A 20,460-nucleotide genomic window follows, 5' to 3' on the forward strand; every position below is an offset into this window, starting at 1 on the left:
CCGAGCATCGAGGCGGCCGCCGCATCAAGGCACGAGTGAAGGACTATCGACTGACTAGGGCTTGAAGGTAGCTGCTGAGCAGTCGTACGTCGTTGGAGGTGTTCTGCAGGCTGTTCCAACGGCGCTCTTCGCCGTCGGCGAAGAGCCATGTGCCGGAGGTCCAGGCCACGTGGTCCTCCAGTCCTCGCAAGATGGCGCGGACCTCATCCCAGTTGACTTTATCGACGGGGATGTCCGCGGTGAGCCGGTCCATGACGAAGCCCATGGCCTGGATGCCGACGCCGTGGGTCAGCCTGGAATCCTTCGGCCGCTTTTCCCACGCGTCGCGGAAGATGTTTGCCACTGGTGTCCAGAAGGCCAGCAGGTGGGCCAGCATCCGATCTTCATCCCCGCTGCCGTCGGTGGCATCGCGGTACTGGAACAGGGCTCCCTCATAGATGCTGTGCTCCAGCATCTTCAGGACGCTGTTGTCTTTGATGTCCCCAGTAGGGGATGTGGGGCTGCTGATCCTTCCGCTGAAGGGACCCTCCCCCATGTTCAGGAGGACCATGATCCTCGCGGCCAGTTGCCGGCGCGCGAGCGAGCGCGGCAGCTGACCGGTGGTCTCGGGCAGGAGTTCGTACACGAGGCCCTTGGGGAGCGGCTTGGTGGAGTTGACCAAGATGAACTGCGACCGCTGCTCTTCCTGTCCGGAAGCGATGAAACCCACGGCTGCGACAGGGAACTCAGCGAGATCAGCGTCTCTGATGGCTGCGCTGCGCTGCTGTCCATCCACGAGCCAGGCCGGCTTGTCTTCGTCCGCCAGTGACTCGTCGACCGGGATGATCAGCTCGCCAGGGATGGAGTACTTCACGTCTCCACCGCGAACCGCTGGTTCGAACCGCACGCGCTCGTCGAACGCGAGAACCAGGGCGTTGGGGAGCATCGCCCCTTCGGACTCGAGGTAGCGGCGGATGGAGCGGATGTGGCTTAGGACCTCGGGCCGCTGGTACCCCTGCAACCGCTTCTGGCCGTCGCGGCGGACGCGTGAGACGGCGGCGAAGTCGTGCAGTTTCTTGCCGTCAACGCCGAAGCAGTAGATCTCCTTGGTGCCTTGGAGGACCTTGAGGGCGGGTAGCTTCAGCTCGTAGCGGTCGGCCACATCATCTCCTGTTGGGGGCTATTTGAGTCTTATGCGCGTTCTGGGTGATTATGTGAACGACAGCTTGCGCATCTTGGCTTCGAGGACAGTCATGTTATGGAACCCGCGGCGTTTGTTTCGCTCCGATCCGCGGAAGATGACCATCTCGATCTTGTGCTCCTTGCATAGATCGCATGGGCAGTCCTCCCAGGGACGATCAGCGAGGGTTGGCTTGTACCTGTCGACTTGCTTCAGCTTCTTGGCATCGCCGAGGAGAGCCTGATAGGCGCGCAGCGCCTCCATGACCTCTCCGACTTCCGCGTTGCGCTGGTTGTACTTGCGTAGCAACTGGAGGCATTCTCGTTCCGCCTTGATCGCCGCTGCCTGAGAGACGACGCCGGCGAGGATGAGCCGCTTGAGTGTGGGGTTTCCGTCGACCTGCGGGACTCTGATCGCCGTGTAGGAGCCGCTAGCAGTGTGGTAGTTGTTGCGCTCGTCCATAAAGGCTTGACGGAACGCGGAGGTGCTGTCGAAGCTGCCGACGTAGTACTTGGCGAACTCTTCCATGCTGTCAACGCGGGTGATTCCGAGCAGGTGGAACTCCACCCCGTCAGCGCGAACTTTAGCGATTTCCTTAAGGCAAGCCACAATCTCGGGCGTCTTCAGCGGGACCATGCCCCCCAGGGCAATCCGCTTGTATCCCATTCGCTGGAGGCGCGCAACGCTGTCCGCGTAACTGGCCGGACTCCAGCCCTGAGCCGCGCCGACTGGTTCCAGCTTGCTGTCCTCATTCAGAATCTTTGCATTGCTAGCCCGGACAGCAGCAATGAACGCTTCTGCCAACTCCAGTGAAATCTCACGCCGCTTCACCCATGCAGGGTCAACGTCGGCATCTTCGGGATCGTACCCAAAGATCACATGGTCGATACTGATCCCTGAATTAAATTTGCACCCAAGGTAGAAATCAAGGACTTGTTCAACAGAGTAAGGTGGGTGCTCTTCGTCGATATAGTTGAACGCGCCACAGTCTCCGAGACTCCGCATCGCCTTCGGGAGCCTGAAGAACTCTCTCACCCCAAGGCGGTAGAGGCGCTCTCGCTGAGGGGCACTGTACTTTCCCGCACCCTTCACAGACCCGTCAACAATAGCCTTGCTTACCAGGATCCCGTCGTACGGCGCCGGCGTCACCGCTTGGTGGGCATAGAGATCGTCCCTCTGCCGAACGCGGTACGGGGAGTACTCATCGTTGATGAAGTCATATGTGGGACTGACTTGATCTTGACTGTCCGGGAAGTAGAACTTCACGACGCGCTCATCCTCGACTGAAGGTAGATTCGGATCAAAAGGTTCGACAGGGTACTGATATGCCGGGGCGTGTTCTGCAACTCATTCCAAGGAATGTTGAGTTCCGGCCAACGCCCCTTCGTCCAGTGGCAGTAAGGCTTAACTAGCGCCAATTCCGCCATGGCTTTTTCGTAAGCATCCTTCGACCCATTTTCCGCTACCCCCAGCACTCGGTCCATAATCCGGTCCATGAGGCGCCCCATTGACCGGATTCCAACACCGTGCATCAGTCGACTCTTAGCTGGCGCGAGCCCCCATGCTTCCGGGAAGGTATCTCTGACTGCCGTCCAGTAGATAACGAGGATGTCCCTCATTGCCGCTGCGTCGGTGGTCCCGTTGGAAAGGTTCTTGTAAGGGAAGAGCACCCCGGAAGGAGACAGCGACTCTTCGATGGCGGAGATGAGGCTGTTGTCCTTGACTACTGCCTCGGATTTTCGGTCTCCCGTTGTTGACGCCTGCTTGATCAGCCCTCTGAACGGCGAATCACTGTCCTGATTAAGGGCGTTGACGAGCGTGGAGGGAAGTTTCCGAGCGGACAACCTGGTAGGCAGCTTGGTGTTTACCTCGGGCAGGAGCTCTGACACCAGGTTGGTAGGAAGCGGGGACACCGTGTTGACGCGCAGGAACTGGTCACGTTGGACTTCAAGGTCTTCAGCTACGAAACCTGCAACAGTGACGGGGAGCTTTGACCGCTTCGTGCGGGCGAGAGCGAGGCTGCGCTGCTGTCCATCCACGATTAGGGCAGGGCGGGGCGATTCCGGTGAATCGGGCAACGGGATCTCGATGGTGCCGATCGTTGCCAGGCCGTCGGTGCTGTTGGGTCCACGGCTCCCCTTGAACCGGACGGAGGAGGGCAGGGCGAGGATGAGGCCGTTCGGGAAGAGGACGTTCTCTCCATCGAGGTAGTCAAGGATCTGCTTGACGTGCTGCTTCTTCTCCGGCCGCTGGTAGCCGAGCAGCTTCCCTGCCTCATCTCGGGAGATCCGTGCGACGTCGGCCACGACGTCTACTTCCCCAGCCTGGAGAGTGAATACGTAGAGGGGGATGTTGGGGTTCTGCTCGATGCGCAAAGCTCTACGCCTGATGAGGTTCTCTGTCACCGCTCCCCCATGATCCGGATGTACAGGTTGGCAAAGCGGCCCTGCTCGCAGGCTCGGCCGCTGTCTCGCAGCAGACGGAGGAGCCGTGTCCGAGAGATGCCAGGCTGATCTGCGGTCTGCTGCCGAATGAAGCTGATGACTTCGTCATCGGTCATGGGTTTCCGGTTGTGCTGCTCAGGCTTCGATGCGCTCGCCGCCCACTCGTGCCAGGAGTCGCTGGTCGTCTTCGAGGTCAGCCGGTCGTCCTCGCAGTGCTGAAGCCAAGAAGCAGCCATGCGCACGTTCAGGCTCGTCAAGGTGCCCCCAAGGGCACGTCTCAGACCTGCGTCAGCGGCAACCCTGTGGATCCCCGGGATCTCTTCGCCGCCGCCGAAGAGAAGCGTCTCGCTCGCAGTCTCACCCAAGGCGTGAAGTTCTGCCGTCATGGCCCTTGCGTAGACCTCGGAGAGCACCAGCAATACGGGGCCACTGTTACCGAGTTCCTGCAGCGTGGCGCGCCCAGTCCCATCTTGGAGGTGTCCCCACCACTTCGCACTGCCGTCCGTAGACGTAGCCACCGAGTCGGCGTGGCGAGTGCTGAAGGTTGCTGCGTATGCCGGGGCTGACTCGGATACCGGCTGCAGTCCGAGGCCGGCGGACGCGACCCACAGCCGCGCGTCGAAGCCAGCCTTTGAAGCCGCTGCCTCGAGGCGACGTGACTGTGTCCAGTGGTCGCCGCAGTAGAGCTCGGCGAGCGGGTGGGTCACGGAGGCACTCTCGACGCGTTCCTTCCAGAGCGCCGAGCGTTCCTTCACGGTGCCGGCTGGAAGCGACCTTGCGTGCAGTGAGGCTTCTGGTGCGGCAGCCTTACGGTCCGTACACGTGACCACCAGTGAAAGTCGCCTCACGCGGCTTCGCTCCCCACGCCCATAACTCGAAGTCTGTTGCCGTTACTCTACCTGCCAGTTTTCGCGCTAGTCTGCACCGGTACACAAGCATCTAACTGGGGAGCAGGGCATGGCGGAGCGTCCCGCGATCGTTCTACTGAGTGGCGGACTGGACTCGACGACTGTCCTGGCAATCGCCAAAGACCAGGGCTACACGCCGTACGCGCTGAGCTTCCGCTATGGGCAGCGACACAGTGTGGAACTTGAGGCTGCGAAGCGTGTGGCTGCGGCGCAGGGGGTGGCGCGTCACGTCATCGCAGACATCGATTTGCGAGTTTTTGGCGGCTCGGCGCTCACGTCGGACATCGACGTTCCGAAGCACGAGTCTCTGGACGACGCTGGCAACAAGGACACCGGCAGCAGCGTACCCATCACCTACGTCCCGGCGCGCAACACGATCTTCCTGTCCTTCGCGCTGGCGTATGCGGAGACGGTTGGGGCCAGCGACATCTTCACGGGCGTGACCGCGGTCGACTACAGCGGCTACCCGGACTGCCGTCCCGAGTACATGGAGGCCTACGAGCGCATGGCCAACCTGGCCACCCGCGCCGGGGTTGAGGGCACGCAGAGGCTCAAGCTCCACTCGCCGCTCATCTCCATGTCGAAGGCCGACATCGTCCGTGAGGGCCTGCGCCTCGGCGTGGATTACTCCCTGACGTCCTCGTGTTACGACCCGGACGAGCAGGGGCGAGCCTGCGGGCACTGCGAGACCTGCCTGCTCCGCCTCAAGGGCTTCGCCGAGGCTGGCGTCACCGACCCCGTTCAGTACCAGGGCGCGTGAGAATGACCTATCTGGTCAAGGAGATCTTCTATACCCTGCAAGGCGAAGGGAGCCACGCAGGTCGTCCAGCCGTCTTCTGCCGCTTCTCCCGGTGCAACCTCTGGACAGGCCTGGAGAAGGACCGTCACCGTGCGATCTGCCAGTTCTGCGACACAGACTTCGTCGGAACCGACGGAGAGGGCGGTGGCCGGTTCCGGACCCCGGACGAACTCGCTCAAGCCGTAGAACAGGCATGGCCCTCGTCCTCCAAAGAGCACCGCTTCGTGGTGTGCACGGGCGGCGAGCCGCTGCTGCAACTCGACGAAACAGCAATCGACGCGCTGCATGCCCGAGGATTCGAGGTGGCCGTCGAGACGAATGGCACCCGCGTACCGCCGAGGGGCATCGACTGGATCTGTGTCAGCCCCAAGATCGGCTCCGAACTGGTCGTGACCAGCGGAGACGAACTGAAGCTCGTCTACCCCCAGTTGGGTGGTGACCCCCGTCAGTTCGAGCAACTGGATTTCCGGTACTTCCGGCTCCAGCCCATGGACGGCCCGGACGTTGAAGCCAACACCAGGGCGACGGTCGAGTACTGCATGAAGAATCCGCGCTGGATCCTCTCTCTCCAGACGCACAAGTATCTGGGAATTCAGTAAATGGAAATCTTTCGCGAGTTCACGTTCGAAGCGGCTCACCGACTGCCCAACGTGCCACAAGGGCACAAGTGCGCGCGCCTGCACGGCCACTCCTACAAGGTCATCGTCCATGTCGAGGCTCCCGTCGACCCTGAGGCGGGCTGGGTCATGGACTTCGGGGACCTCAAGAAGGCCTTCAAGCCCATCGAGGCGCAACTCGACCACTACTACCTCAATGACATCGAGGGTCTGGAGAACCCGACCAGCGAGGTCCTCGCCCGCTGGATCTGGGAACGGCTGAAGCCGACTTTGCCCGACCTCTCTGCGCTCACGGTCCGCGAAACGTGCACGTCCGGCTGCACCTATCGGGGCGAGTAAGCATGCACGACATCCAGAACGAGACCGATCCCCGCGGCATCGAGATTGACGACGTCGGCATCAGCGGCTTGCGCTACCCGCTGTACTTCGAGGACGGTCACCTCCGCCAAGAAGGCATCGCCGAGATCGAAGTGACCGTTCGGCTCCAGCAGGACCGCCGCGGCACCCACATGAGCCGCATGGTGGCCCTCGCCCACGACCACCTCCGACGGTTCGACCCTCGGAAGCTGCCGTACGTCCTGAAAGTCGGCGCAGACCTCCTTGATGCACCCGCCCTCGCGGTGACGATCGATGTCCCGCTGAGCACGCGCGTGGTCGCACCTTCGAGCGGCGAGGAGTCGTGGCAGGTCCACGACGTCCGTTTCGAAGGCCGCTGGGATGATGGCGACGCGACGGTGGTCACGTCGATCACGACCGAGGTCACCAGCCTGTGCCCATGCTCAAAGGCCATCTCGGACTACGGCGCCCACAACCAGCGCAGCCGCGTGACGCTCTCCGTGACGGGGCACGGTGACACGCCTTATCCCTTGAGGGTGCAGGAGGCAGTAGGCCTCCTGGAAAGGTGTGCGTCCGCACCGGTCGTGCCGTTGGTCAAACGCACCGACGAACGCGTCCTGACGATGCAGGCGTACGACCATCCTGTATTCGTCGAGGACATGGCGCGCGACGTGAGCCTCGCTTGCCGCGAACGAGGCCTAGTTCACGCAGTGCGCGTACGAAACCTTGAGAGCATCCATAGCCACGACGCAGTAGCCCGAATCTCCAGGTGACTGCCGCTGATCCTCAGCGGCAGGTTTCTTGGCCTGGATAACGCTCCCGACAGACCGCCGCCCCGCGCCCGAAGCGGCGGTCTCTGTCGTCCTCAGTTCAGTGCCAGAGCACTCGACCCGGTCAGTTCCCGACCAGCGCGAGAGCGTGACTTCAAGCCGCTGCCCGACGAGCCGTTCGAGACTGGCCGCTGGTCGAGTCCGCGGGTGGACCGCTGCGGCCAGATCAGCGTCAGCAACAACCGCTACTCGGTGCCCGTCCATCTGATTGGATGGCAGGTGCGTGTCCCACTGCACGCCTCCGAACTGATCGTCTACGACGGCCGCACCGAGGTCGGCTAGCACGAACGGCTGGTCGCAGGCGGGGTCCGCCAGGAACTCGACCACTACCTGGAGGCCCTGCTGCGCAAGCCCGGAGCCACCGCTGGAGCGGGCCCGCGTCGCGGCAAGTTCACCCCGGTGCACAACGCCTGGTGGGAGGCTGTCCGCGCAGCCCATGGCGACGCCGAGGGCACCCGGGCACTGATCGAGGTATTGCTGCTGCACCGGCACATGCCCCACGAGCACGAGGTGGCCGAGATCGCCGCCGCCCTCAAGGCTGGCGCCCTGGCCTCGAACGCTGCTGCCCTGGAGGCACGCAAGGTCGCGGACGCCGACCGGACAGCCGAACGGCCCGAACAGCCGACTCCGTCCCGTCGCCTCGCTGGCCGCCCGCCGCCTGGCTCGCACTCCGGCCGGCAACCGGCCGTTACCCTCCCTGGACGCCTACGACGCCCGCTGCTGTATCGCCGGCCGCCCAATGCCCACCGCCCGAGGATGTACGCCGGGGCAGCTCAGCGCCACCTCGGTCTGACCGAGCCAGCCGCCGACGCCCCATCGGCTCCGCTTGCCGGATGCTGCGCCTCCCCACCACCTCGCCCAATACTTCGACACCGCCGCAGCCTCCCGAGCCCTGCCCGACCATCCGCCGAGGCTGGGGACAATTACCGCTCCTCCGGGGCCAGCAGAGACTGGCGAAGCCATCCGAGCTGGCGTCCTTCGAAGAGGATCCGGAGCAATGACATTGCAGCAGGGATATCACCTCAGCAATTGGGAGCCAGGCCACCTATGGTCCATGGTGGTCGTCCGCCACCTGCTGGGCTTACCGGTCTCGTTGGGTCACCTGTGGACGCGCCCAGCAGAGTCGGCGAGCGATCCGTTCACTTGTGGGAAACCACGTTGACGCCGTAGCTCCCGCCCCGCGAGAGGTCATAGCCATGCCCCGCCCGCTCGGAGATTCGCCCTATGCGTTCACCGTCCCGCCCTCGGTCGAGGCGGTACCAGCCGCACGAGACCGCATTGTCCACCGTGCGCAGCGGCTCGGGCTGACCTTGGATGAGGAACTGACCAACGACTTGCGGTTGCTCACCGGAGAAGTAGTCGCAAACTCGGTCTCGCACACGCAGGCCGATTGCGTGGTGTCCGTGCGGTGGACCGGAGAGCGGCTGCGCGTGGAAGTCACCGACGTTGACCCCACCCTGGTACGTCCGACCCGGGCCGAGGCGATGGACGAAAACGGGCGGGGCCTGTTCCTCGTTGACGCATTGGCAACAAAGTGGGGCTCAGAACCTTGCGAGGCGGGGAAGAAGACATGGTTTGAACTGGCAGTCCCCGCCTCCGTAGCGGGCACCGCCACAGAGCCTGCCTCATATGCCCGTGCCGCTGCAGAGGAGCCCATGCCAATAACCAGTGCACATGCACGAATCAAGCATCAAGCAGCTTGAGCTGCTCCTGTCCAGGCCGCCGACAGATATTCAACTATTCAGAACCGTTGCTGTGGCTGTGACGTTGTTGGCCGGCCTGAGTCTTGGCGAGCGGATAGGTCTCGTCGCGCTGCTTGGCGGGCTTCCACGTGCGACGTACACGTCATCGTATAGTCTGGCCACACCTTGATCAGGCTGTCTTCCAGCGCCGCCCGTGCCTCTCCGATTCAAGGGGCGCCTGATGAGTGGGCGCCACATTCTCGGCGTCGCTCGAATCCGCCTCCGACACCCATGTGGGCGCCGTCGGAGATATTCGGTGTTGCTGCGGGAGCTCTCGTTCTAATACTCCAGTTGTAGATCGTGATCTTCATCGTTGATGGGCGGCCTGCCGTTCGTAGTGGCAGGCCCGGGACCGGGCTTGATGGCGTCGTCGCCAGGTGGACCAGCCGAGGTGATGTGCGGCTGGGCGGATGGTGATGCCCAGTGCGGCGAACAGGTGCCGGATCTCGTTGCAGGTCAATGGGATCAGCTCGCCTGGGACCGGGCGGTGGTCGTGTTCGTGTGCGGTGGCTGCGGCCAGGAAGGCATGGGCGAGCATCGCGAGGGTGACCCAGCGGTGCCAGGACGTCCAGCGTCTGACCTGGTGTTCGTCCAGCCCGGCCAGGCCCTTGGCGGCCTGGAAGGTCTCCTCAGTGCGCCACTGGTGAGACACCCCAAGACGGTTCGAACTTGGCGGAGTTGGCGATAATCCAGGTAGATGCCCTGCTGCGCCTGGTCGCGCTGGTCGATCGGCTGCGGGGTCGAGGAGATGCGGCAGGGGGTGCGGAGCGGTGTCCGACCCCGACGACTGCCCCCCTTGACACCGGTCTGGGCAAGTCTGCCGGTCGAGCAGAGGATCGTGGCGGTGCGTCTGCTGGCGGCCTGGGCGGCTCGGGCAGCGACGGCTCGCAGTCGACGGGAGGACCACGATGACCGCGACATTCCCGCCGCCGTGGGGCCGGTCCCAGGACAAGATCCGCGCTGAGGCGCTTGACCGGGCCGCGGTGGTGTACGTCCGTCAATCCACCCGTCAGCAGGTCGCTGAGCACGGCGAATCGACGCGGCTGCAGTACGCACTGGTCGAACGGGCGGTCGCGCTCGGCTGGGCCCGCTCGCGCGTCGAGGTGATCGATGACGACCTGGGGCATTCCGCGGCGGTGGCCGAGACGCGGCCCGGCTTCGCGAAGCTGGTGACCGAGGTGACGATGGGCCGGGTCGGTCTGGTGCTGGGGGTGGAGATGTCCCGGCTGGCCCGCACCGGCCGCGACTGGCACCAGTTGATCGAGTTGTGCTCGCTGTCCGGTGCACTGCTGGCCGACCCCGATGGCGTCTACGACCCCTCGTACTACAACGACAGGCTGTTGCTGGGGCTGAAAGGGACGATGTCGGAGGCGGAACTGTATCTGATCCGGCAGCGGATGCAGGGCGGGAAGATGGCCAAGGCCGAACGCGGTGAACTGGCCATCCGCCCTCCGATCGGCTACTGGCGCCGCCCGTCGGGGGAAGTGGTGTTCGAGCCCGACGAGCAGGCCAGGACGCTGGTGCACCTGGTCTTCGACACGTTCGCGAGAATCGGCACCCTCAACGGCGTCCTGCGCTACCTGGTCGCCCACGACCTGCAGCTGCCGGTGCGCTCTGCATCAGGGGCGGACAAGGGCGAGTTGACCTGGCGCCGTCCCAGCCGCGAGACGCTGCAGAACATGCTGCACAACCCGATCTACGCGGGATACTACGCCTACGGGCGCCGGCAGAGTGATGTCCGGCGCCGCAAGCCGGGACGGCCCTCGACCGGGCGGGTGGTGACCGCAATGGACTCCTGGCACGTGCTGCTGCCGGACCGGATGCCCGCCTATATCAGCGCCGGGCAGTACGCCGCGAACCTGCGCCGCCTTGAGGCCAACCGGAACACGGCCGCCGCCCCCGGCGCCCCACGCGGCGGATCGGCGCTGCTGGCCGGGCTGCTGCACTGCGGCCTCTGCGGCGGGCACAAGATGACCTCCCACTACCACCGGCACGGACCGCACCCGCTCACCCACCGGTATGCCTGCGCGTTCTACCCGGTCAACTACGGCACCGGACAGCCATGCCAGACCATCACCGGCCCGGCGCTGGACGCCCACGTAGTCGACCAGGTCCTGGCCGCGGTGCGGCCGGCTGCCGTGGAAGTGTCGCTCAAGGCCGCCGAGCAGGCCGAGGCCGAGCGAGCGGTGCTGGAGACGCTGTGGCGCCAGCGGGTGGAGCGGGCCAGGCTCGCCGCCGAGCGAGCGGCCCGGCAATACCGCCTGGCCGAACCGGAAAACCGCCTGGTCATACGGCAGCTGGAGAAAGACTGGGAGACCGCGCTGGCCGAGCAGGCCCGGCTGGAGGCCGACTATCAACGATTCACCGAGACCCGTCCGGCAGCCTTGAGCGCCGCCGAGCGGGACGCCGTCCACGCCCTGGCAGCCGATCTTCCCCGACTGTGGGCCGATCCACAGGTCACGACGACCGAACGCAAGGAGCTCCTGCGCACGCTGATCGAGAGGATCACCGTCGCGGTGGTCGGCCGCAGCGAGCTCGTCGACGTCACGATCACCTGGGCCGGAGGATTCGAGACCCACAGCCGGGCGGTGCGACCGGTCCTGCGCTACGACCAGCTGTCGTACTTCCCGCACCTGCTGCAGCGGCTGACCGATCTGGCCGGTCAGGGGATGAACGTCGGCCAGATCACCGCACGGCTCAACACCGAAGGGCTGAGGCCGCCCAAACGCACCACCCGCTTCACCACCGAGCAGGTCGGCAACCTGTTGATCCGCCACGACATCCGCGTCCCCGGGCACCGCCGCACCCCCGCCCCGGACCTGCCTACGCACCAGTGGACCGTCAAGACGCTCGCGGCAGAGCTCGACCTGCCCATCAACACCGTCTACTCCTGGATCTACCGCGGCTGGATCACCTCGGAAAGGCGCCCCGGCCTGCGATTCCGGATCATCCGAGCGGATGCCGCAGAGATCCAGCGCCTCCGCGCACTGCGCGACCTGCCCCGCGGCCATCACACAAAAACCCGCTGGCAGGCACCCGTCCCACCCCAACCCCACAACAACACCGAGAGGCAAGAGCCATGAAAAACCATCCCGATATGGGGAGCACTACGGGTGGCACACCTCGACGGTCCACCTGCGCCCGGCCACCCGCACCAGCGTGGCCAGCGGCACCGGGGCGGCCGAGTAGCAGCGGTAAAAGGCGAGTTCACCGCTATTGCGGTTGCGGCGAACGAGTAGATGGCGGTGACCGGGCCGGTCGTCGGCAACATCGGCCAGGGCCCAGTCGTAGAAGCGGTGCCCCTTGGCGCCGGCGCCCGCGGAGAGCTTCTGCCAGGCCCGTTTCGGCAGCTTCTTGACCAGTGCATCGGCCCGCACCTTGCCCGCCCGGGTGGCGATCTGGTGATCGCAGGCGACCGCGAGGACGTAGCCGACCTGGCGGTCTTCCAGCGCGCTGCGTAGCTGCGGATTGCCTCCGTAGACCTCGTCTGCCGCCACCCAGGCGGCACGGACCCCGGCATCCAGGGTCCGGCCGATCATACGGACGGCGAGCGCGGGCTTCGTGGCGAAGCCGACCTCCTCGGGAATCCCGGCCGACCGGCAGCGGGCCGCGTCCGTGATCCACGAGCGCGGCACATACAGTTCCCGGTCGATCGCCGCGTGCCCGCGTCGGCTGGAATAGGCTAGGTAGACGGCGACCTGGCTGTTCTCGATGCGCCCGGGGGCCCGTATTTCAATAACTGTCAGCGACGGGTTCCCGCGGGGGTTGTTCGGGCGTGTAGCTGTTCCAATGTGCGGGCGGGCGATCCGGGTATCGGCGTGACGAGGATCCGGTGCAGGTCCAGGAGCCGTTTTGCGTCCTGGTACTGGATGGACAGGTTGGTGCGGTTGACGCCCAGTAGTTGGGCCAGGAACGTCATGGTCACCGCTCTGCGCCGGCGGAGGATGGCTGCCAGGAGCCGGTGGGTGTGGTCCACGCTGCTGGTTTGTGGGTGACGGTAGCTGCGCGGGCGGTGGAAGCGTCGCTGGAATGCTGCCTCGGCCAACGCGTCCCAGAAAGGTTCCGAGACCGCCACCAGATGCTCGAAGGCGGTTCGTGACATGCCGGTCAGGGCCGGGTCGGTGAGCATCGCGGTCAGGGCCGGGTCGGTCCGGTGTGTCGTTGCCGGCGCGTCTGGCGCTCGCGGCGGAAGGGGAGACAGCGTGTAGTTCCAGTCACCGTGGAAGGCGTTGGGTGTAATGGGAAGGGCGTGGAACTCGGCGGGTGTGACGCTGATGCCGAGGTCGTAGCTGCCTGTGTCCAGTTCGGCCCCGATGGTCAGGCCGGTCCTGGTGGTTGTGGCGGCGATGGTCTCGAGGATGACCTGGTAGCTGGTCAGCGGCCGTCCCCGCCAGTTCGCGGTGATGTGACAGAACATCCGGTGCTCTATCTTGTTCCACTTCGAAGTCCCCGGCGGTAGGTGACAGACCGTGATCTCCAGGCCGCTCTCTCGTGCGAAGGTGGCAAGGTTGCTTTTCCAGGTCCAGCGGCGGGGGTCGTTGGAGCCGCCGGAGTCGGCGGTGATCAGGAGCCGGGTGGCATTCGGGTGGTCCGCCCGTCCGCGGTGTTGCCACCAGCGTCGGATGGACTCCACCGCGAACTGGGCGGTGTCGTGGTCGGTGCCGACGTTGACCCATCCGCTGTTGTTGGCAATGTCGTAGATCCCGTAGGGGATCGCCATGGGCTGGTCGTTGGTGGTGAACGTGTGGCAGTCCACCTTGATCGCGTTCTTGCCCGGGCGCCAGGTGCGACCGGGCCGGTCACGGTTGCCGAGCCATTCCTTGGCTTTGGTGTCGACGCTGATCACCGGCTGGGCATCGTTGAGGAACGCGGCGGCGGTGGCATTGAGGTGGGTGAACTGGGCATCGCGGTCCGGATGGCTGATGCCCTCTGTGGTCTTCGCGGTTCCCTGCAGGCTGTAGCCCAGGGTGTGCAGCAGGTGTCCGACGGTTGAAGCGCTGACCGGGTGGCCCTGTGCGGTGAGCGTCGAGGCCAGGGCCCGTAACGACAGCGTGGTCCACCGCAACGGGGAGACGGGGTCGCCTCGGGTGTGCGGCTCGATCAGCGACTCCAGCGCGGGCAGCAGGCCAGGGTCGGTCTCCGTCAGCCGCTTGCGGCCCGCACCTGGAGCCCGGACCCGCAGGGTCGGTGAGGGACAACCGGCCAACTCGGCCATGCCTCGCGCGATGGTTGCAGTGCTGGTGCCGGAGGCGATGGCGACCCGGACGATCCCGCCGCGGCCGAGGGCCGTCGCCTCACTGGCCAGGTACAACCGACGGCGGCGCTCATCAAGGTGCGGCAGGATCTGATCGAACTTGGCCCGCAGAGCACGAGCCGCAACGCGGCCTGACAGACACGAGGTCATATCTCAGACTCCCACCAACACCCCTCTGCCGAGCACTAATTGAAATACGGGCCCCGGCGGTGCCGGTGTACTGGCGCTGCACGCCGACCGTGGCGGTGCCCTTTTTCAGGTCGCCGGTCTCATCGACGACCAACACCGCGTCGTGATCATGCAGTTGCTCGACGACGAAGCCGCGCAGCTCGTCCCGGACCGCATCGGCATCCCACTTCGCCCTCGACAGCAGATGCTGCAGGCCGTACGGGGTGGCATCGCCGGCGTGCTCGGCCAGCGTCCAGCAGTTCTTGCGTGGCAGGTCCGACAAGAGCCCGAGCACGAATTCCCGGGCCCGCCGCCGTGGTTCCACTCGGGTGAACCGTCCCGCGATGCGGCCCATCAGGACCTCAAACATGTCCTGCCAGCGGGCGGGATCTATGCTGTGGCCTGCGGCCACCGCCTGATCTTCTGTCTTCACACACTGATGATCAACGGTGGCCGCATCCGTGCCGCTCGCCCCCTGCGATCCGAGGGGCAGGGGGCCTACTGGCGCGCCGGGCAGGGGCTAATCATGTGGTCGCTCACTTCACGGCCGGTGTTCCGGCGCTTCGCCGGTGCTGTCACGGCTGGCCTGGCCTTGGCGGCAACCTCAGGGTGCACGGTTCCCATCGATGCCGTCGCCGGTATCTCCGTGACCGCCGACGGCCGCCTGCTCGGCGTCATGATGGTCTGCGGGCATCAGATCGACGGTGCGATCCTCTACGTCGACAGCGACGATGCCGACAAGACGGTGACGGTCGGTTCATGGACCGCCGACCACCCCCTCACGGCAGGTCTCACCACCTGGACCCTTAATCCTCCTTCTGCGGGCTGGACCGCCGACAAACCTCTCGCTCCGCTCACCGCCAAGACCGCCTATGCCCTCTACGGGGGGACCGAGGACAACTCGTGGTCATCGAGCAGCGTCTCCTTCACCCTGGCCGACCGGGACCGGCTCACCCCGGGAATGGTCCGCTACGACAAGATCTCGGACAATGGTGATGAATCCGCAGTCACCGTTCCCATAGCGGAGTTCAAAGCCAGGGCCTGTCGGGACATGTAACGCAACGGCGCCTCCGGCCAGGTCGAGGCGCTTCGCCGCCACAAGACGCAAGATCACGATCTACAGCTGGAGTACTAACCTCTCCATCAACGCGATGAAGGAGACAAGTAGTCCGGGTCCACGCGAGCCGAGAGAGCTGTCGGTAGCTGGGAAGGCAGCCTCGCGCCCTGCGGCGAATCCCCCCGTGACCGGGTCGTGAACGAGGCCACCACCCTGTGGTGGCGAAGGCGCGGTGGCACCGCGAGTCGCCCCTTCTCGCCCGCGCTCCCAAGGGATCACGTCACAACGACTGATCGAACGGAGCACCGCACGATGATCGATGTCACCCTGATCCGCGACAATCCGGCCTACGTCCACCAGGCACTGGCCAAGCGGGCCGTCCACGTCGACCTCGAAGGGTTTCTGCGCCTGGACGACGACTACCGGCATACGCGAGCTGAGGTAGAGCGCCTCCGCGCGGAGCTGAAGAGGATCTCGGGCAACATCGCGAAGCGGCAACGGGCAGGCGAGGATGCGGCAGACCTGCGCTCGGAGGCGACGGCCGTCGGCGACAATCTGACCGCCGCCGAGACGAAGCTCGCCGGACTGGAACAAGCGCGTCGAGCCTTCCTTGATCCGTTGCCGAACCTGCCCGACGCGGAGGTGCCGGCCGGAGGCAAGGAGAACAACGAGGTCGTCCGCGAAGTCGGCCGGCGCCCGGAGTTTGGCTTCGCGCCGAAGGATCACGTGGAGCTGGCCCGGCACCTCGGCCTGGTCGACTACGAGCGGGGAACGAAGCTCGGCGGCAGCGGCTTCTGGCTCTACCGGGGAAACGGCGCGCTCCTTGAGTGGGCGCTATTGAACTACTTCGTCGAGGCCCACGTGCGGGACGGCTACGAGTTCGTGCTGCCGCCGCACGTGCTGACCTTCGTAGCCGGGTACACGGCGGGCCAGTTCCCGAAGTTCGCCGACGAGGTCTTCGTCCTGGAGGAGAGCGAGCAAGGCCCGGCACGGTTCCTGCTGCCGACCGCGGAGACCGCGCTGGTCAACCTGCACCGGGACGAGACGCTGCCCGAGATGGAGTTGCCGAAGCGGTACGTCGCCTACACGCCTTGCTACCGCAAGGAGGCTGGCGGCTACCGCACGGCCGAGCGGGGGACCCTGCGCGGGCACCAGTTCAACAAGGTCGAACTGTTCCAGTTCACCCACCCCAACGCTTCGGACGCCGCGCACGAAGAACTCCTCGGTAAGGCCGAGGCGTTGGTGCAGGAGTTGGATCTGCACTATCGGATCACACGGCTTGCGGCCGGGGACACGAGCGCGGCGATGGCCAGGACCTACGACGTCGAGGTGTGGCTGCCGAGCGTCAGCGCGTACGTCGAGGTCAGCTCGGTGTCGAACGCCCGCGACTACCAGGCCAGGCGCGGCAACATCCGCTACCGGCCCCGGCAGGGCAAGTCGGCGTACGTGCACACGCTGAACGCCTCGGGCCTGGCCACCAGCCGTCTGGTGCCCGCGCTGCTGGAACAGCACCAGCAGGCCGACGGCGCCGTGGCGGTCCCGGACGTCCTGCGGAAGTGGATCCCGAGCGGTGTCCTGGCAGCACCCGTGCCGGCCTGACGCCGAGCGGGCTGTACGTCGAGCACCGAACGGCTGTCCCGCGGGTCAGAATGCCCAGCCATGCCGATCGGCCAGCCACCGCAGGGTGACCTCTCCGCACCACGTCTGGTGCTGACGAATGTGCGGGGACCACTCTGCTGGGGGCTGTCCGCCGGAGGTCAGGAAGGAGCCCGAGAGTGCGGCCAGCGCCGCATCAATTTGTTCGTCGGCGACTCCACGGGCGGTGGGGTGCTGGATGAAGAGGGACGTGGCATCGTGGCCGTCGGCGTAGGCGGTGGCCAGGAGGAGGACCAGATCGAACCAGCTCGCCCCCAGGCATGGCCAGTTCCAGTCGCAGATCCACGCGGCGCCGTATGTGTCGATCAGCACGTTGTCCTGGCGCAGGTCATGGTGAAGGACGGCATTTCCTGCGACGGCCTCCCGCCATCCGCTCTCCAGGCCGGCCAGCACGTCCAGGAGGTCGAGTGGCATCCAAGAGGGGAGGACGTTCGTGGGCGTGGCGCCACGGGCGACGTTGCGCCAGTCGGCGAAGTCACCATCTGCACCCACTGGCTTGAGACCAATGTGCTGGAGTCGTGCGGGTGGGGTGGCGAGCGCTTCTGCAGCGATCGTGTAGGCGTCGAGGGTGGCCTTGAGCTCGTCGGATTTCCATGGCGCGGCGGGCAAACGGCCGCCGTCAACAGCTTCGATGCCGAGGACGACCCATCCGTCCTGCTCCTCAATCCACTGCAGGCGTGGCGCCGGAATCGGTGCGGGGAGCGCCTGGTTGATCAACGCTTCCCTGCGGTAGCAGTCGGCGACCACCGCGTTGTCCGTGCTGTTGACCGCTTTGATGAACTGAGGTCCGGACGTGCCACGGAGCACTGCGGCGAAGCCGCTGGTGAATCCGCTCCCGGTGCTGCGCCCGGCCTGTACCTCGCCCCCGAGATGCTGTGCGATGAGTTGGCGAACGTCCTGGGGGAGGTCCTGCCAGTGTGGGCGTACCGCAGTGGCGTTGTACCGGAGGCGGGGGGTGATGATGTGGGGCATGCCGTCAGGATGAGGGAACCGCATTCGCCGGCGCCACGCAGTTGTCGCGTGGACGAGTCCCGGTCCATGCGCTCGCTGAGCCGCGTAGGACTGCATCGAGACGAGGAGCGTCCTGGTCGCTGCGGCCACAGCCTGATCACCGATGGCCGCCCCCCTATCCGAACCGGCCGGCTGGCGCGATCAGGAACTGCGGGCGGGATGAGGCTTGGGGGCCCAACCGGTGGCGGCCACCACCTCCCGCGCGATGTCCACGACAGGTCGTCCGTCCGTCACCACCCGCACGGTATCTGCGGAGGCACGCAGGTCCAGGAGCCGCGCCTTGCGGACGCTCCCTTCCAGCTCCTTCTCCAGTTCCGAGCCGAGTTCCCGCCCCAGAAGCCGCTCGCGGGCGGTGGCATCGGAGGCGGTGAGCAGGACTCGTATGATCCGCACCTCGGCCCCCATGGCGCGTTCGAACATGCCTGTCGCCTCGGGCAGCACGCTCACGGTGTTCGTGTAGATCAGACGCCGGTAGCCGCGGTGGGCGAAGTTCGCCCATACGGCGGTCAGGTTGCTCTCGGTGATCTCCGTGCGGTGCGGGTCCCCTGCTGGTGCTGGATGCACCTGCCCCATGAAGTCCCCCTCGATGACCGCGTGAGGGACCGCCGCGGCACGCAACAAAGCCGAAACCTCCCACCCCACCGTCGTCTTGCCGACGCCGGCTCGCCCGCCTATGAGCAGTACTTCAGCTTGATCCATGAGGGCAGCGTGCCAGCAGGCGATCGACTCACGCGATCCCTTATCGATCCGCCTTCCCTAGCAAGATCACGCCTTGCTCAGGAATCTCGCTGTCCTCTCCGGGGCCTGCGTCGCTATCCTCCGTGGCAACGCGATGACGGAGACGAGTAGCCGCGGGATCACGCGAGCCGAGAGAGCTGCTGGCAGCTGGGAAGGCAGCCTCGCGCCCCGAGGTGAAGATCCTCCCGAGTGCGGGGAGGAACGGCCCGCCGGCCCAATGCCCCGCCGGCTGGCCTCGTAACCGGCCACGAATGAGGCCGCCGCCGTCGAGTGGCGGTGAAGGCGCGGTGGAACCGCGAGTCCCCTTCTCGCCCGCGCCCCCAAGGGATCACCATGACGCCCTGGAGGGCTGCGATGATCCACACGACCGATCGTGTACTGGTATCCGACCTGCGCGAGCACGTCGGCCGCACCGTGTCTGTGTCGGGCTGGGTACACACACTCCGTCTGCTGAGCAAAGTGCAGTTCGTCGTCGTACGCGACCACACCGGCCTGATGCAGGTCACTCACCAGCGAGGCGGCGCAGGCGACGAGATCGAGGCCGCCCTGCAGCAGCTCACCCCGGAGTCCGCGGTGCGGATCACCGGCCGCGTCGCCGACAACCCGATCGTGAAGCTCCACGGCCTGGAGATCATCCCGGAGCGGGTCGACGTCCTGAACCGGGCAGAGACACCGCTGCCCATCGACGAGGGCACCGGCCCGGAACACCGCCTGGACTGGCGGTTCCTCGACGTACGGCGCCGCCCGGCCGCGCAGCTGCTGTTCGCCGTGCAGACCACGCTCGAGCAGGGCATGCGCGAGTACGCCTACGAGCACGGTTGCACCGAGATGCACACGCCGAAGCTGATGGGCACCGCCTCGGAGTCCGGGGCCGAGGTGTTCGAGCTCGGCTACTTCGGCCGCTCCGCCTACCTGGCGCAGTCGCCGCAGTTCTTCAAGCAGATGGCGATCGCGGCCGGCGTCGACAGGGTCTTCGAGATCGGGCCGGTCTTCCGCGCCGAGCCGTCGTTCACCTCTCGTCACGCCACCGAGTTCACCGGCGTGGACGTGGAACTGGCGTGGATCGACGGGGTCGAGGATGTCATGGCGTTCGAGGAGCGGATGCTCGCGCACGCCATCGCCCAGGTCGCCGACGCGCACGGGGAAGCGATCCGGGAGACGCTCGGCGTCGAGGTGACAGTACCGGCAACGCCGTTCCCGCGGATCACGATGGCTGAGGCTCAAGAGATCCTGCGGGCGAAGGGCTGGGACCCGCAGGGCGTGAAGGAGGACCTGGACCCCGAGGGCGAGCGCGGCATCGGCGCGCATCTCAGGGAGCACACGGGCCATGAATGGGTGTTCGTCACCCACTACCCGACGAGTGTCCGGCCCTTCTACCACATGCGGCCGGCGGACAACCCGGCTGTGACGCTCAGCTTCGACCTCCTGTGGCAGGGACTGGAGGTCACGACCGGCGCGCAGCGTGAGCACCGCTACGACGTGCTCGGGAAGCAGGCTGTGGAGAAGGGCCTGAGGCGTGAACCGATGCAGGACTACCTCAACGTCTTCCGGTACGGCTGCCCGCCCCACGGCGGTCTGGGCATGGGGCTGAGTCGGGTGCTGATGGTGTTGCTCGGGCTTGACTCGATCCGCGAGGCCACGTTCCTGTTCCGTGGCCCGAACCGGCTGACTCCGTAGCGGGCGAAAGACCGGGGCACGATCACGATGGCGCGATCGACGGTTTGTCGCTTCACGGCAGTTC

At 65.8% G+C, this 20,460-nt stretch carries 17 protein-coding genes and 3 pseudogenes; 10 read left to right on the forward strand and 10 right to left on the reverse strand.

Annotated features, from left to right (window positions below; genetic code table 11):
- Positions 1 to 43: 43 nt before the first annotated feature.
- The 4 genes from dbpB (AQJ91_RS05845) to AQJ91_RS05860 are packed head-to-tail and all read right to left on the reverse strand — an operon-like array spanning position 44 to position 4,358.
- Positions 44 to 1,141 carry a DGQHR domain-containing protein DpdB gene (gene dbpB, locus AQJ91_RS05845; protein WP_067017036.1) on the reverse strand — a complete coding sequence of 366 codons (1,098 nt, stop codon included), beginning with the start codon at positions 1,139 to 1,141 and terminating at the stop codon, positions 44 to 46.
- Positions 1,142 to 1,189: 48 nt separating this feature from the next.
- Positions 1,190 to 2,425, reverse strand: a complete 1,236-nt coding sequence (gene dpdA, locus AQJ91_RS05850) for a tRNA-guanine transglycosylase DpdA (RefSeq protein WP_067017038.1) — start codon at positions 2,423 to 2,425, stop codon at positions 1,190 to 1,192.
- Entirely contained in the window at positions 2,422 to 3,564 is a 1,143-nt protein-coding gene (gene dbpB, locus AQJ91_RS05855) for a DGQHR domain-containing protein DpdB (protein ID WP_067017040.1), read from the reverse strand. Before dbpB (AQJ91_RS05855) ends, dpdA begins: the two co-directional genes overlap by 4 nt.
- Entirely contained in the window at positions 3,561 to 4,358 is a 798-nt protein-coding gene (locus AQJ91_RS05860) for a hypothetical protein (protein ID WP_234381816.1), read from the reverse strand. Before AQJ91_RS05860 ends, dbpB (AQJ91_RS05855) begins: the two co-directional genes overlap by 4 nt.
- Before the next feature lie 202 nt (positions 4,359 to 4,560).
- Between AQJ91_RS05860 and queC the strand changes: the two genes are divergently transcribed.
- The 6 genes from queC (at position 4,561) to AQJ91_RS58125 (ending at position 8,796) form a co-directional block, all read left to right on the forward strand.
- A complete protein-coding gene (gene queC / locus AQJ91_RS05865) occupies positions 4,561 to 5,271 on the forward strand; it encodes a 7-cyano-7-deazaguanine synthase QueC (RefSeq protein WP_067017044.1) in 711 nt (236 codons plus the stop codon).
- Between the two features lie 2 nt (positions 5,272 to 5,273).
- The gene (gene queE / locus AQJ91_RS05870; protein ID WP_067017046.1) at positions 5,274 to 5,909 is read left to right on the forward strand and encodes a 7-carboxy-7-deazaguanine synthase; all 636 of its coding nucleotides are present in this window, start codon (positions 5,274 to 5,276) and stop codon (positions 5,907 to 5,909) included.
- Complete coding sequence (gene queD / locus AQJ91_RS05875) at positions 5,910 to 6,266, forward strand: 6-carboxytetrahydropterin synthase QueD (protein ID WP_067017048.1); 357 nt, start codon at positions 5,910 to 5,912, stop codon at positions 6,264 to 6,266.
- A 2-nt stretch (positions 6,267 to 6,268) separates the two neighbouring features.
- Complete coding sequence (locus tag AQJ91_RS05880) at positions 6,269 to 7,036, forward strand: GTP cyclohydrolase I FolE2 (protein WP_067017050.1); 768 nt, start codon at positions 6,269 to 6,271, stop codon at positions 7,034 to 7,036.
- 204 nt (positions 7,037 to 7,240) lie between these two features.
- The gene (locus tag AQJ91_RS57290) at positions 7,241 to 7,375 is read left to right on the forward strand and encodes a Mu transposase domain-containing protein (RefSeq protein ID WP_267891166.1); all 135 of its coding nucleotides are present in this window, start codon (positions 7,241 to 7,243) and stop codon (positions 7,373 to 7,375) included.
- Positions 7,376 to 8,289: 914 nt separating this feature from the next.
- Positions 8,290 to 8,796 carry an ATP-binding protein gene (locus AQJ91_RS58125; protein ID WP_079084692.1) on the forward strand — a complete coding sequence of 169 codons (507 nt, stop codon included), beginning with the start codon at positions 8,290 to 8,292 and terminating at the stop codon, positions 8,794 to 8,796.
- A gap of 346 nt (positions 8,797 to 9,142) precedes the next feature.
- On the opposite strand, the pseudogene AQJ91_RS05885 reads toward AQJ91_RS58125, so the two are convergent.
- A pseudogene (locus tag AQJ91_RS05885) lies at positions 9,143 to 9,478 on the reverse strand (IS701 family transposase); the annotation flags it as partial.
- Positions 9,479 to 9,743: 265 nt separating this feature from the next.
- Between AQJ91_RS05885 and AQJ91_RS05890 the strand changes: the two are divergent.
- Positions 9,744 to 11,918: a recombinase family protein gene (locus AQJ91_RS05890; protein WP_067017054.1), complete on the forward strand. Its 2,175-nt coding sequence runs from the start codon at positions 9,744 to 9,746 to the stop codon at positions 11,916 to 11,918.
- Between the two features lie 39 nt (positions 11,919 to 11,957).
- On the opposite strand, the pseudogene AQJ91_RS54335 reads toward AQJ91_RS05890, so the two are convergent.
- The 3 genes and pseudogenes from AQJ91_RS54335 to AQJ91_RS48835 all read right to left on the reverse strand — a co-directional run.
- Positions 11,958 to 12,554 (reverse strand): annotated as a pseudogene (locus tag AQJ91_RS54335) (IS701 family transposase); the annotation flags it as partial.
- 3 nt (positions 12,555 to 12,557) lie between these two features.
- Positions 12,558 to 14,239: pseudogene (locus tag AQJ91_RS05900) on the reverse strand (ISAzo13 family transposase); the annotation flags it as partial.
- Positions 14,163 to 14,612: a transposase gene (locus AQJ91_RS48835; RefSeq protein WP_456113455.1), complete on the reverse strand. Its 450-nt coding sequence runs from the start codon at positions 14,610 to 14,612 to the stop codon at positions 14,163 to 14,165. The gene AQJ91_RS48835 and the pseudogene AQJ91_RS05900, both read right to left, overlap by 77 nt.
- Before the next feature lie 84 nt (positions 14,613 to 14,696).
- On the opposite strand from AQJ91_RS48835, the gene AQJ91_RS05905 reads away from it, so the two are divergent.
- Together AQJ91_RS05905 and serS are read left to right on the forward strand one after the other, a co-directional pair.
- Positions 14,697 to 15,314 carry a hypothetical protein gene (locus AQJ91_RS05905; RefSeq protein ID WP_234381817.1) on the forward strand — a complete coding sequence of 206 codons (618 nt, stop codon included), beginning with the start codon at positions 14,697 to 14,699 and terminating at the stop codon, positions 15,312 to 15,314.
- 312 nt (positions 15,315 to 15,626) lie between these two features.
- On the forward strand, positions 15,627 to 16,913 hold the full coding sequence (gene serS, locus AQJ91_RS05910; RefSeq protein WP_067017056.1) for a serine--tRNA ligase: 1,287 nt from the start codon (positions 15,627 to 15,629) through the stop codon (positions 16,911 to 16,913).
- 45 nt (positions 16,914 to 16,958) lie between these two features.
- Here the strand turns inward: serS and AQJ91_RS05915 are convergent, their stop codons facing one another.
- Positions 16,959 to 17,942 carry a phosphotransferase family protein gene (locus tag AQJ91_RS05915; RefSeq protein ID WP_067017057.1) on the reverse strand — a complete coding sequence of 328 codons (984 nt, stop codon included), beginning with the start codon at positions 17,940 to 17,942 and terminating at the stop codon, positions 16,959 to 16,961.
- Between the two features lie 180 nt (positions 17,943 to 18,122).
- Positions 18,123 to 18,680, reverse strand: coding sequence for a P-loop nucleotide/nucleoside kinase family protein (locus AQJ91_RS05920; RefSeq protein ID WP_067017059.1), 558 nt, complete (start codon positions 18,678 to 18,680; stop codon positions 18,123 to 18,125).
- A 393-nt stretch (positions 18,681 to 19,073) separates the two neighbouring features.
- On the opposite strand from AQJ91_RS05920, the gene aspS reads away from it, so the two are divergent.
- A complete protein-coding gene (gene aspS / locus AQJ91_RS05925) occupies positions 19,074 to 20,396 on the forward strand; it encodes an aspartate--tRNA(Asn) ligase (protein WP_067017061.1) in 1,323 nt (440 codons plus the stop codon).
- Positions 20,397 to 20,460 lie beyond the last annotated feature (64 nt).

Origin of the sequence: Streptomyces dysideae (genome assembly GCF_001514305.1) — a bacterium.
GTDB lineage: Bacteria > Actinomycetota > Actinomycetes > Streptomycetales > Streptomycetaceae > Streptomyces > Streptomyces dysideae.

Coding starts and splice junctions, on each gene's coding strand:
- queC (WP_067017044.1), top strand. CDS start 4,561: ATGGCGGAGCGTCCCGCGATCGTTCTACTGAGTGGCGGACTGGACTCG.
- queE (WP_067017046.1), top strand. CDS start 5,274: ATGACCTATCTGGTCAAGGAGATCTTCTATACCCTGCAAGGCGAAGGG.
- queD (WP_067017048.1), top strand. CDS start 5,910: ATGGAAATCTTTCGCGAGTTCACGTTCGAAGCGGCTCACCGACTGCCC.
- AQJ91_RS05880 (WP_067017050.1), top strand. CDS start 6,269: ATGCACGACATCCAGAACGAGACCGATCCCCGCGGCATCGAGATTGAC.
- AQJ91_RS58125 (WP_079084692.1), top strand. CDS start 8,290: ATGCCCCGCCCGCTCGGAGATTCGCCCTATGCGTTCACCGTCCCGCCC.
- AQJ91_RS05890 (WP_067017054.1), top strand. CDS start 9,744: ATGACCGCGACATTCCCGCCGCCGTGGGGCCGGTCCCAGGACAAGATC.
- AQJ91_RS48835 (WP_456113455.1), bottom strand. CDS start 14,612: ATGGGCCGCATCGCGGGACGGTTCACCCGAGTGGAACCACGGCGGCGG.
- AQJ91_RS05905 (WP_234381817.1), top strand. CDS start 14,697: ATGATCAACGGTGGCCGCATCCGTGCCGCTCGCCCCCTGCGATCCGAG.
- serS (WP_067017056.1), top strand. CDS start 15,627: ATGATCGATGTCACCCTGATCCGCGACAATCCGGCCTACGTCCACCAG.
- AQJ91_RS05915 (WP_067017057.1), bottom strand. CDS start 17,942: ATGCCCCACATCATCACCCCCCGCCTCCGGTACAACGCCACTGCGGTA.
- AQJ91_RS05920 (WP_067017059.1), bottom strand. CDS start 18,680: ATGGATCAAGCTGAAGTACTGCTCATAGGCGGGCGAGCCGGCGTCGGC.
- aspS (WP_067017061.1), top strand. CDS start 19,074: ATGATCCACACGACCGATCGTGTACTGGTATCCGACCTGCGCGAGCAC.